Below are 13,229 nucleotides of genomic sequence, written 5' to 3'. Positions count from 1 at the left end.
CTGGCTTGCCAGCGATGAGGCCAGCAAAAGCACTATCAATCCTTCTGATTCACCCGCTCACGCAGATACTCAAGCACCGCCCCACGCTCCCCGGCAAACTCGATCCGCCCGCCCTTCTTCTCGCGCTGAAACACATACATCGGGTCGTAATACTCACGCAGCAACCCTTCGATCCAGCCGCGATGCAAGTCCACCGCCCCACTCCGCCCCTGCTCGATCAACGCCTCTTCCATCAACAACAGCATTCGCCGATGACGCTCGCCGCCGAGGCGTTTTTGCACATTGTTGAGGCTTTCCAGCAAGCGTTCAGAAAACAACGTGAAGCCCTCTTCACCGTGCACAGCCGTAAATTCCGCAGACAGATCCACCACGTAATCACGCAGAATCCGCTCCACGCGATCGTCAAAACTGTCTTCCAGCCAGACCATCGGGTACTGCTGCATGCCCTGATACAGCGGCAGCGGCAAGGCGCAACTGCCGACCACCCGGCTCTCGTCCTCCAGCACGAACTGCGCAAACCCCGCGTCGCGTTTCTTGAGAATGTCGATGGCCAGGCGGTTTTCAAAATCGATGTTCGACGGCTGTCCGGTGGCGCGTTTGCCGAAGCTTGAGCCACGATGATTGGCGTGCCCTTCCAGGTCCAGGCCATTGCGCAACTGCACCAGCACTTCGGTCTTGCCAGTGCCGGTCATGCCGCCGAGCAGGACGAAATCACACTGTGTGATGGCCTGCTCAAGGGTGTCGATAAGGAAGTTGCGCATCGCTTTGTAACCACCGCCGATGCGCGGATAGTCGATGCCGGCCTCGTCACGCAGCCATTGCTGGGTGATCTGCGAGCGCAGGCCGCCACGAAAACAATACAGATAACCGTCAGGATGGGCGCGGGCAAAATCGGCCCAGGCCTGGATGCGCTCGGCCTTCACCGCGCCCGACACCAGTTGATGGCCCAGCTCGATGGCGGCCTGCTGGCCGTGTTGCTTGTAGCAGGTACCGATCTTCTGCCGTTCAACGTCGTTCATCAGCGGCAGATTGATCACGCCGGGGAACGCGCCCTTGTGAAATTCGACCGGTGCGCGGGCGTCCATCAACGGCCGGTCGTTGAGAAAAATGTCTCGGTAGTCAGTGCAGTCGCGGAGCATCAAATCACCTCGACTGCGTTCGTCTGTCGCTCAACCAGTTCGCCGATTGGCGCAAGGTTCAGACCCAGTTCGGCGGCAACAGCGAGGAATTCTTCATTGCCTTGCGGCGTCACCGCGATCAGCAGACCGCCACTGGTTTGCGGGTCGCAGAGCACGCGTTTGTGCAGTTCCTGCACGCGGCCCACCTTACTCGCATAGCTGTCGAAGTTGCGCAGCGTACCGCCGGGGACACAACCTTGATCGAGGTAATACTCGACGCTGTCCAGACGCGGCACACGGTCATAGGCGATGCGCGCGGTGAGCTGGCTGCCATCGGCCATTTCCACCAGATGCCCGAGCAGGCCGAAACCGGTAACGTCGGTCATCGCTGTAACGCCGGCGAGTTTGCCGAAGCGACTGCCGGGTTTGTTCAGGGTGCACATCCAGTCGCGGGCCACGCCGACGTCGGCCGGGCGCAACTTGCCCTTCTTCTCGGCGGTGGTGAGGATGCCGATGCCTAGCGGTTTGGTCAGGTACAACAGGCAACCGGCGGTGGCGGTGTCGTTGCGCTTCATATGGCGCTTCTCGACCAGACCGGTGACGGCGAGGCCGAAGATCGGCTCTGGCGCATCGATCGAATGCCCGCCTGCCAGTGGAATGCCCGCCGCGTCGCACACGGCACGGCCGCCGCGAATCACTTCACGCGCCACTTCCGGCGCCAGCACATTGACCGGCCAGCCGAGAATCGCGATGGCCATCAGCGGATCACCGCCCATCGCGTAGATGTCGCTGATCGCATTGGTCGCGGCGATGCGGCCGAAGTCGAACGGGTCATCGACGATCGGCATGAAAAAGTCCGTGGTCGAGACCACACCGCGCTCGGCATCGATCTCGTAGACCGCCGCGTCATCGCGCGAGGCGTTGCCGACCCACAGTTTCGGATCAAGGTTCTGCGCACCGCTGCCGGCCAGAATCACTTCCAGCACCTGCGGGGAAATCTTGCAGCCGCAACCGGCGCCGTGGCTGTATTGGGTCAGACGAATCGGCTCGCTCATGGGGGAGTCTCAGGCTGTTGATGGGGCCGATTCTAGCAGAGCACGCCGGGTCTATCCGATCGTTCCAACGCTCCGCGTGGGAATGCAGCCCGGGACGCTCCGCGTCCCTTCACGGAGCCGGAACGCGGAGCGTCCCTAGAGGCGTTACCACGCAGAGCGTGGGAACGAGCAGCTTGAGACAAGGCAAAAAAAACCGCCCTTACGGGCGGCTAAAAGTGCTTCGCCCCTAAATCAGAAGCCCAGGCTGAAGCTGATGGTCATCGCATGGTCGTTGCTGTCGTTCGACAGTTGACCCGAGTAGCCGACGCCGAGTTTGCCGGTCGGGCTGATCTGGAAGTCGACACCCGCTTCGACGATGGCGCTGTCCTTGGCGATCGGCACGCCCTGGGTGCTGAACGAGGCGCCGCCGTCGATGAAGGTCAGGTCGGCGTCAGGTTTGATGTCGCCGAAGGCATGTCGCCAGCCGAGCGCCGCACGCGGGGTGAATTGCCCGCCGTTGGCCAGGGTGATGACTTTGCCGGCGCGCACGCCGAGGGTCGAGAAGGTGATGTCCTGATCGGCATCGGCCTCCAGGCGCCCTGCTCCGCCTTTCTCCTTGGCCTTGTCGGTGTCGTAGTTGACGTAGGCCAGCCCGGCGAACGGCTCAAGGGCAATGCCGCCGGCGTCAATCGTGTAACCGACTTCACCGAACACCTGCGCACTGCGCGCGTCGTAGTTGGCTTTCAGACGGTCGTTGTAGCTGCCGACGCTGACGTTGCGTTTGGTCTCGATGTCGTGCCAGCTGTACGCCGCGCCGAGGCGCACTGCGAGTGCATCGAACTGCGAATTGAGGTACGCCGCCAGATGGTAGCTTTCAACGGTGGCATCCGAGCGACGATCATGCGCATCGAGATCGCTGCGGGTGTAACCGGCGGCCATGCCCACGCGCCACTGGTCATCGAGTTGCTTGTCGGTGCCGAGCATGAAGCCGCTGAGGTTACGGTCGAGTTTCGCCGCGTTGCTGTCGCCATCCGACTCACCCCACGCACCAAGAGCCCGCGCCCAGCCAACCATTTCGCCGTGGCAACCGTTGCTACTCAATTGGTTGTCACTTGGCGCCAGAGCACGGCGTGGATCATCCGCCGCGCTGCATGACGGTTGGCGCATGCGATCGTTGACTGCGTCACGCACATAACGCGAATCCTCAAGGATGGCACTGGCGGTGCTGGCGTGGATCTCACCGGACAGACTGTCGAAGGCATTGCGCGCACCGGCAACACTGAGGTTGACGATCTCGTTCTGCAACGCCGCACCGGCCGGGCCGTTGTTCGACAACGCGGTGGCGGTGCGGAACTGGTTACCAGTGGCGGCGACATCGGCGAACGAATTGCCATTGCGGCTGACCATCAGGTTCACCGCGTTGGCGTCATACACCAGTGCTGTGTTGAGGAACGCGTATTGCGGCAGGTCCGCAGCGCTGAAGGTGCCATTCACGCCACCGCCCGCCGTGATCAGCGAATAAGTGGTGTTGCCGGTGAACGGTGCCAGCGAATTCACTTGCAAAGCGCCGCCCAAGGTTGCGGTGCCACCGACGGCCAGCGGTGTCGCGGTTGGCGAACTGACGGTCAGCGCCAGCACCCCGTCGCTCGCATTGGTCAGGTTACCGGCCACGCTCAGGGTTCCTGCTTCGGAGCCCGAGGCGACAACGCCATGGTTGACCACCGAGCCGACGCTGCCATTACCGCTCAGGCCGGCGCCGTTGGCCACGGTGACTTGCCCACCCAACGAAGCGCGCGCCGCACGGCTGCCGACTTGCAGCACGCCTTGATCGACCGCGACTGTGCCGCTGAACGGATTATCACCGGTCAACAGCAAGGTGCCGGTACCGCGTTTGAGCATCGCGCCAAGTCCGCGCAGCGATCCATTGAACTGACCATTGAAGTTCTGCAAGAAGAGCAGCGATGCGTTGTTGAGGATATTGCCCTGCAGGCTGGTGGTGTTACCGACCAGCGTACCGCCGCTGACCGTGGTGCCACCGCTGTAGGTGTTGGCGCCGCTCAATACCAGCGTGCCGGAATCAAGCTTCTCGATGCCGCCAGTGCCCACCAGCGGCGCGGAGATTTCTGCGCTCCCTCCGGCATTGACCCGCACCGGTGCAAGGCTGCCGTCCGTGCCGTTGACCGGAGTCAGCGTACCTCCAGCCCCTGGAACCAGGCTGTAGCCGCCGGAGAGGAATTGCAGGCCGGTGAAGTTCTGATTGCCCTGCACCGTAACCGTACCTGCCTGACCGCCGAACACCGCGAACTGACCATTTGAAGCCAGCGCCTGAGTACCACTCGGATCGGTCCAGTTGGTGTCCGGCCCCCACACACCGCTGCCGCCACCGATGCTGCCGTCCGGATTGGTGGTGCCACCGTTCCAGAACTGCACCTCACCCGGGGTGCCTTGCACCAGCAGGTTGATCTGATTGGCGATGGCGGTTTGCAGGGTCAGGTTGGCCGCCGACACCGGCAGGCTACCGTAGACCAGACCGTTGTCGATCAGGCTGCCGCCATAGCTGAACAGTTGATAAACCCCAGTGCCGAAACCGCCGGCGTTGCTGATGTTCAACGTACCGTCGAGGGTCAGGTTGCCGGCGACATTGACCACCGTGGTCGAACTGGCCGCCGAGCCGAGGCTGAAGTCCAGATTGGTCCCCGACGACAGGGCCAGCGAACCGACTGACAACGGCGTTGCCGTACCGCCACCCAGCAGCGTCGCACCGCTGGCCAGTTGCACGGCACCCCCAAACTGGCCACCGCCGCCGATGCCCGCACCGCTGGCAACGTCGACATTGGCGCTGTTGAGCACGCCGTTGACGATCAGGTTGCCAGCCTGCACCGAGGTGTTGCCGGTGAAGGTGTTGTTGCCAGTCAGCAGCAACTCTCCAGCCCCGGTTTTGTTCAGCGTACCGGCGCCGGTGAGATTGCCGGTGTAGCTGCCATCGGCGTTTTGCTCGAAGGTCAGGGTCGCGTTGTTGACGATCGCACCTTGCAGGCTGCTGGTGTCACCGCGCGTCGTGCCGCCGTTCAGCGTGGTGCCACCGCTGTAAGTGTTAGCTCCACTGAGAACGAGATCGCCGCTACCGTTTTTCAGCAGACTGCCGGTGCCGGTCACCGCACCGATCAATGTGGTGTTCTGATTACCGGCCAGGGTCAGTTGAGCGCCAAGGTTGATGGCATTGGCCAGTTGCAGCGCTGAAGTGCTATCGAGGGTGCCATTGCCGATCACATTGAGCGCAGCGCTGCTGATCGCACTGTTGTTGCCAAGAACCAGCGTGCCGCCGGCGAGTTGAGTGCCGCCACTGAAAGTGTTGCTGCCGTTGAGGGTCAGGCTCGATGCGCCGGCCTTGATCAGGCTGCCGCTGCCGCTGACCACGCCGTCGAGGGTCAAGGCGTTGGAGCCGGCAACGGTCAAACCACCATTGACGACCACGTCGTTGCCCAGACTGACGGCCGCGTTGCTGTCCAGCGCCGTGCCGTCAGCAGCGGTCAACACACCAGTGCCGAGCGCCGCGTTGTTGCCAACCACGATTTTGCCGCCATTGAGCGCCGTGCCGCCGGTGTAGCCGTTGGCCGCGTTGAGCACCAGCGTACCGCTGTCGTATTTGCCCAGCGTGCCGCTGCCGTTGAGCGCGACACCGATGGTTGCCGTGGCGTTCGGGTCAACCCGCACCGTGGCATTGCCCAGTGAACCGTTGACCAGATTCAGCGAGCCCGCCGTGCCATTCACCAAGCTGTAGCCATCGGTGACGAACTGCAGGCCGGTAATGGTTTGCGCGCCGTTGACGGTCACCGTGCCGGCCGCACCCTGGAACACCGCGAAGCTGTTGGTCCAGGCCTGGTTGGTAGTGCCGTTGACGTCGGTCCAGTTGGTGGTGCCGGTGCCCCAGGTGCCGCTGCCGCCTTCGACCGAACCGTTGGCCACCAGTTGATTGCCGTCCCAGAACTGCACGGTGACGCCCGGTGCGGTGACCAGCAGGTTGATCTGATTGGCCAGCGCGGTTTGCAGTTGCAGATCGCCCGGGCTGACGCTACCCGGCAACGTGCCGAAGAGCATGCCGTTGTCGGTCAGGCCGCCGGTGTAGTCGATCAGGCGATACACACCGCTGCCGAAACCGCCGATGTCGCTGACATTGAGGGTGCCGTCGAGGGTCAGGTTGCCGCCAACGCTGACCAGCGCATTGCCGCCACCGGACACCGGTGTGCCAAGTCCGACGTCGAAGTTTGAGTTGCCGTTGAACACCAGCGAACTCACGTTCAGCGTACTGCCGGTGACGCCCGCCAGATGACCGCCATCGGCCACCGTCACGGCACCGGTCAAGGTGCCGCTGCCGCCGAGGGTGCCACCGTTGTTGACCAACACGTTGCCGCTGGCCAGCGAGCCGTTGACCTGCAAGGTGCCGGCGTTGACGCTGGTGTCGCCGGTCAGATCGCTGATGCCGCTGAGGGTCAGGGTGCCGCTGCCGAGTTTGCTCAGGCTGCCGTCACCGCTGAGGATGCCGGCGAAAGTGCTGCTGACGTTGTTGCCGCCAAGGCTCAACGTATTGCCCGTACCGATCAGCGCAGTGCCGCTGCCGGTAAGGCTGGCGAGGCTGCCCGAAGCACCGAGATTCAGCGCCGCGCCACCCGCGAGATTGACCGTAGCGTTGTTGCCCAGCGCTGCGCCACTCAGTGTGGTCAGGCTGCCGGACGCCACATCGAACGTGCCGCTGAAGGTGTTGTTGCCACTCAGCGTGACGTCGGCCAGACCGTTTTTGCTCAACGTGCCGGCGCCGGCAATCACACCGCCAAGGGTCAGGTTGTTGTTGCCGGCCAGGGCCAGATTCGCGTTGACGTTGAGGTTGTTGGCCAGCACCAGTGGCGCGGAGTTGTCGAGGGTGGAAGCGCCGGCCACGGTCAGCGCGCCACTGCCCAGCGACGCGCCTGTACCAAGGGTCAGCGTGCCGGCATTCAGCGTGGTACCGCCGGTGAAGGTGTTGATGCCGTTGAGTGTCAGGTTCGACGCGCCGTCCTTGATCAAGCCACCCGCGCCGCTGACCACACCCGCGAGGGTCAGATTGTTGCTGCCGGTGTTGCTCAGATTGGCATTGAGCACAACGTTGTTGCCCAGGCTCAGCGCGCTGTTGCTGTCCAGCGCCGAGGCGCCCGCCACGGTCAGGTTGCCCAGGCCCAGTGCCGAGTTGCTGCCGGCGGTCAGGGTGCCGGCGTTCAGGGTGGTGCCGCCGAGGAAGTTGTTGTTGCCGCTGAGGGTCAGGTTGGCCGCGCCGTTTTTGCTCAGGCTGCCGGCGCCGTTGACCGTACCGGCCAAGGTCAGATCCGCCGTGCCGCCGATGCCGAGATTGCCGGCCAGGTTGACCGCGTTGTTTACCGAAACCGCCGTGCTGGCATCCAGCGTCGTACCGCCCGCCGCGTTCAACGTGCCGGAGCCGAGCGCTGAGTTCGACGCCAGAATCAGTCCGCCGGCATTCAGCGCCACCGGGCCGAGGAAAGCGTTATTGCCGCCGAGGGTCAGATTGGCCGTGCCGGTTTTGATCAAGCCACCGGTGCCGCCAATCACGCCGTTGAGGGTCAACGCATTGCTGCCGACCACGGTGAGGTTGCCGTTGAGCGTCGCCGCGTTAGCCAGTGTCACCGCCGCGTTGCTGTCCAGTTGCGTACCGGCATTCGCCGTCAACGTTCCGGTGCCGAGTGCGGTGTTGCTGCCGACGATAATCTTGCCGCCATCCAGTTGCGTGCCGCCGCTGTAAGTGTTGGCGCCGTTGAGCACCAAGGTGCCTGCATCGAGTTTATTGAGGATGCCGCTGCCATCGATATTGGCATTGATGGTCGCCGTCACGCCCGGATCGACGCGCAACGAAGTGGTGCCGCCGGTGCCGTTGACCGCCGTGAGTTGCCCCGCCGCACCGTTAACCACGTTGTAGCCATCGGTGAGGAATTGCATGCCGGTGAACGCTTGCGTGCCGTTCACCGTCACAGTGCCGGCGCTGCCCTGGAACACCGCGAAGTCGCCGGCCCACGGCTGGTTGACCAGGCCGTTGGCATCGGTCCAGTTGGTCCCGACCGCATTCCACGTGCCGCTGCCGCCATCGACCACACCGTTGGCAATGGTCTGGCTGCCGTCCCAGTAACGGATGTTGCTGTTCGGCGCGGAGACTTGAATGTTGATCTGATTGGCCACGCCGGTTTGCACCAGCAGATCGCCGAGGCCGTAGCCGACCGGCACGCTGGCCACGTCCAGACCGAGGTTGGTCAGGCTGCCGGTGTAGTTGAACAGGCGATACACACCAACGCCAAAGCCGCCGGCGTCGGTGACATTGAGATTGCCGTCGAGGGTGAGGTTGCCGCCGACGTTCATCAGCGACGCGGTCGACGGTGTGCCCAGTGCCACATCAACGTTGCTGCCGGCGCCGAGAGTCAGAGCACTCGCCGACAAGGTGTTGCCCGACGACAACGCGAGATGCCCACCGTTGTTGATGTTTACCGCACCGAGCGCCGAGCCGGTACCGGTCAGGGTGCCGCCGGTATTGACGTTGAGTTGAGCACTACCCAGCGAGCCGCTGAGATCAACGGTGCCGCCATTGATCGCGGTGTTGCCGGTGATGCCGTTGATCCCGGTGAGGTTCAGCGTGCCAGTGCCGACTTTGACCAAGCCGCCGCTGCCGCTGAGATCGCCGTCAAAGGTGCTGGTGACGTTGCCGCCGCCGACGGTCAGGGTGTTGCTGCCGGTCAGTTGCACACTGCCGCTGCCGGTCAGTGCGCCGAGGCTGGCGTCACTGCCCAGATTCAACCCGGCGCCGGCGCTGATGTTGACCCCGGAAGTGCTGCCCAGCGCATTGGTGTTGAGCGTGGTGACGCTACCGGACACGATATTCAGCGCACCGGTGAAGGTGTTGTTGCCGGCCAGAGTCAGGTCAGACAAACCATTTTTGGTCAGGCTGCCGGCGCCGTCGATGATGCCGTTCAAGCTCAAATCGTTATTGCCGGCCACGGTCAGCCCAGCGTTCAAAGTAACCGCGTTACCAATGCCAAACGAAGCGCTGTTATCCAGCGTTGCCGCGCCACCGACGATTAATGCGCCGCTGCCCAGACCGTTGGCATTGCCCAGGGTCAGCGTACCGGCATTGAGCGTGGTGCCGCCGCTGAACGTGTTATTGCCATTGAGGGTCAGGTTGGCCGCGCCGTCCTTGATCAACTGGCCGGTGCCGCTGGTCACGCCGCCGAGGGTCAGGTTCTGCGTACCGCCCACGGTCAGCGCCGCATTCAGCGCGACCGCGTTGTTGAGGCTGACCAGCGGCGAGTTGCTGTCCAGCGTCGCGGCGCCCGCGACGGTCAGCGCACCGGAACCCAGTGCCGAGCTGTTGCCGACGGTCAAGGTGCCGGCGTTCAGCGTGGTGCCGCCGGCGTAGTTGTTGGCGGCGTTGAGAATCAGATTGGCCGCGCCGTCTTTCACCAGACTGCCAACGCCGCTGACCAGACCGGTCAGGGTCATATTCGCCGTGCCGCCGATGTTCAAGGCACCAGCGAGTGCCACGGCATTGTTCAGGCTGACGGCCGTGTTGGCGTCCAGCGTGGTGTTGGCCGCCGCGTTCAACGTACCGGAACCCAGCGCGGTGTTGCTGCCGACGGTCAGTTTGCCGGTGTTCAACGCGGTGTTGCCAAAATAAGTGTTGGCGCCGTTGAGGGTCAGGTCGGCAGCGCCGTTCTTGGTCAGTCCTCCGATACCGGCGACCACGCCGCCGAGGGTCAGCGCATTGGAGCCACCCAGGGTCAGAGTGCCGGCGAGGTTGACGTTGTTGGCCAGGGTCGCGGCGGTGCTGGCATCCAGCGAGGTGCCGTTTGAGGCGTTCAGTGTGCCGGTCCCGAGGGCGGTGCTGGAACCGACAATCAGTGAACCGGCATTCAGCGCCGTGGTGCCGGTGTAAGTGTTGATGCCGTTGAGGGTCAGGCTGGATGCGCCGGTCTTGATCAAACCATTGCCGCCACTGATCACCCCGCCGAGGGTCAGCGCGTTGGCGCCGCCGGCGGTGAGGTTGGCGTTGAGAATCACGTTGTTGTTCAGGGTCACGGCCGAACTGCTGTTGAGCGTGCCCGCACCTTCCACCGACAAGCCGCCGGTGCCCAGTGCGGCGCCGTTACCGACCGTCAGGCTGCCGGCATTCAGCGTGGTGCCGCCGCTGTAGGTGTTGACGCCGCTGAGCGTGAGATTGGCCGCGCCGTTTTTCACCAGTTGGCTGGCGCCGCTGATCACCCCGCCGAGGGTCAGCGCGTTGCTGCCGCCAATGCCCAGGCTGTTGTTGAGAATGACCGCGTTGTTGAGTGTCACAGCGGAATTGCTGTCAAGGGTGGCCACGCCGCCGACGGTGATGTTGCCGCTGCCGAGCGCCGCGTTGGCGCCCGCGGTGATCGTGCCCGCGTTCAACGCGACCGCCCCGAGGAAGGTGTTGGCGCCATTGAGAATCAGGTTGGCCGCGCCGTTTTTGGTCAGCCCGCCGCTGCCGCTGACGATGCCGCCGAGGGTCAGGTTGGCGCTGCCGCCGACGTTCAGGTTGCCGCCGAGCGAAACGGCGTTAGTCAACGCAACGGCGGTGCTGGCGTCCAGCGTGGTACCGGCTGCCGTGGTCAAAGCCCCGGTGCCCAGCGCGGTGTTGGAGCCGACAATCAGCGTGCCGGCGTTGAGCGCGGTGCCGCCGGAGAACGTGTTGTTGCCGCTGAGGCTCAGGTTGGCGGTGCCGTTCTTGATCAGGTTACCCGCACCGCTGACGACGCCACTCAGGCCCAATGCCTGCGTGCCGCCAAGGGTCAGCGCCCCGGTCACTGCGACGGCGTTGGCCAACGTCACCGCCGCCGTCGCATCCAGCGTGGTCCCGGCGGCGGTATTCAGTGCGCCCGTGCCCAGCGCGGTGTTGCTGCCCACCAACAGGCTACCGGCATTGAGCAGCGTGTTGCCGCTGTTGCTGTTGTTGCCGGTCAACGTCAGGCTGGCACTGCCGGATTTGGTGATGCCGCCGGTGCCGGACAATACGCCGCCAAGGGTCAGGGCATTGCTGCCGAGCACGTTGAGCGCACCGGTCATGCCGATGTTATTGGCCAGCGTAACGTTGGTGGTGCTGTCCAGACTGGTGCCGGCGGCAGTGTTCAGCGCACCGCTGCCCAGCGAGTTGTTGTTGGTCACCAGCAGGCTGCCGGCGCTGAGGGTGGTGGTACCGGTGAACCCGGTGTTGACGCCGCTGACAGTCAGGCTGCCGCTGCCGGTTTTGGTCAAGCCACTGCTGCCGCTGATCAAGCCGCCGAGGGTCAGTGCGCCGGTGCCGCCGGCCGTCAAGGTTCCACCGAGGCTGATGGCATTGGCCAGGCTGATGGTGCCCGGTGCGCTCAGCGTTGTCGCGCCGGTCACATTGAGCGTGCCGGTGCTGAACGCCTGATTGTTGCCCAGTTGCACCGTGCCGCCATTGAGCGTGGTGTTGCCCAGATAGGTGTTGGCGGCGCTGAGGTTAAGTTGTCCGGTACCGGCCTTGGTGAAACCGCCGCTGCCGGAAATCACCCCGCTCAGGGTGGTGGCGTTGCCGCCTTGCACCGTCACGCCGCCAGCGCCGAGGGAGATCAGATTGCTGATGTTCAACCCGGCGTTGCTGGCCTGCAGAACCCCGCCGTTGGAGGTGAGCACACCGCTGCCGAAGGTGGCGTTGTTGTTGAAATTCGCGATACCGCCGTTGAGCGTGGTCGCGCCACTGACCAATGGCCCCTGCAAGGTCCAGGTACCGCTGTTGAGGGTCAGGTTGTTGAAGTTGATGTAGGTGGCGCTCGATGCCGTTCCAGTCCCGGTGATACCGCCGCCGACGCCAGCCGGGTTTTGCAGGATCAGGCTGTTGGTGCCGCCCGCACCGCCATCCACCGTACCGGTCGGGGCGAAGGTCAGGTTGATGCCGATCAAACCGCCGAGGCCGACGCTGATCTGTACACCGTCACCGACGTTGACGCTGGAGCCGGTCACCGCAGTGAAGGTGTTGGTGCTCGCCGCGCCCATCGACACACCGCCGGTAATCGCACCGGCGTTGGTGAAGGTATTGCCCGCCGCCGACGTTTCGAACGCGATCCGGCCGTTGATCACACCGGTGCTGCTGTTGGTCATGTTGACCTGCGAACCGCCGTAGACGCCGACCACCGGGGTGTCGGCGAGGGTGATGCCGCCGACCGACAAACCGGTCGACGTGATGGTGCCGTTGTTGGTGATGCTAGTGGTGCCGGCAGCGGCGTTGTTCACCGCAATCCCGAGGCCGTCGATGCTGGTCAGGTTGAGCCCGAGCAACATGCCCGTGCCGCGAATGATCCCGCTGGCATTGTTGAGCACACTGACCGTACTGGTCGCACCGGTGCCAATGAATGCGCCGCCACTCAACACCGAGACCAGGCCCAGTAGCGCCGGGTCGAGGGTGCCGGAGTTGTTCAGGGAGATGTTTACCCCGGTCAGGTCCATCACATGGCCGCCGAGGGTCGCGTTCATCTGCGCGCCGCTGTTGACGTTGACCGTCAAACCGCTGGTGGCACTGGAGAAGTTGTTGAGGAACAGCGGCAGACTCGGCACGCCGGTGCAGGTCACAGTGGAACCTGCCGTGGAACACGTGGCCAGCGCAGGTGCGCTGACGCCGCCGAACAGCAGCCCGGCGACGCTCAAATGCACAGCAAGGGAAAGAGGGGAAAAACGCGAAACGAGGGCGACACCAAACCTTGCTTCCACGGGCTACTCCTTGTCGTGGCCAATTTCTTCCTTGAGGGCGCGCAGAACCGTGCTTATTCCACACGCGAATCAAGACTGCGACGGTCATCACAAAACCGCGTTACTGGGGACAACGCTAGTAGACGCCCGGCAATGGGGCACGGATTAAATGGTGTTAATACTTTAATACTAGAGGGGTCTGGAATCAGCGTTTCAGCCCGTATCCATGGGCCTTCAGCCTGTCGCAGAACCTGTAGGAGTGAGCCTGCTCGCGATGGCGGTGTGTCAGTCAGCCCACGTTTTATTGATAAACCGCTATCGC

At 63.8% G+C, this 13,229-nt stretch carries 3 protein-coding genes; all 3 read right to left on the bottom strand.

Features of this window, described 5'->3' with window-relative positions:
• Window positions 1-35 precede the first annotated feature (35 nt).
• Window positions 36-1,139: a tRNA 2-selenouridine(34) synthase MnmH gene (mnmH, locus tag CKW14_RS00975; protein WP_095124424.1), complete on the bottom strand. Its 1,104-nt coding sequence runs from the start codon at window positions 1,137-1,139 to the stop codon at window positions 36-38.
• A complete protein-coding gene (gene selD, locus CKW14_RS00970) occupies window positions 1,139-2,173 on the bottom strand; it encodes a selenide, water dikinase SelD (protein WP_095124423.1) in 1,035 nt (344 codons plus the stop codon). Before selD ends, mnmH begins: the two co-directional genes overlap by 1 nt.
• Window positions 2,174-2,404: 231 nt before the next feature.
• Window positions 2,405-12,928, bottom strand: coding sequence for an autotransporter-associated beta strand repeat-containing protein (locus CKW14_RS00965; RefSeq protein WP_095124422.1), 10,524 nt, complete (start codon window positions 12,926-12,928; stop codon window positions 2,405-2,407).
• Between the last annotated feature and the right edge of the window lie 301 nt (window positions 12,929-13,229).

This window comes from Pseudomonas sp. Irchel s3a12, from assembly GCF_900187485.1.
Lineage (GTDB): Bacteria > Pseudomonadota > Gammaproteobacteria > Pseudomonadales > Pseudomonadaceae > Aquipseudomonas > Aquipseudomonas neuropathica.
Note: the sequence above shows the minus strand (reverse complement) of the source record. Positions and strands in the feature narration are given on the sequence as shown.

Bases quoted from the DNA above. Each gene is read 5' to 3' on its own strand.
- mnmH (WP_095124424.1), bottom strand. From the start codon at position 1,139: ATGCTCCGCGACTGCACTGACTACCGAGACATTTTTCTCAACGACCGG.
- selD (WP_095124423.1), bottom strand. From the start codon at position 2,173: ATGAGCGAGCCGATTCGTCTGACCCAATACAGCCACGGCGCCGGTTGC.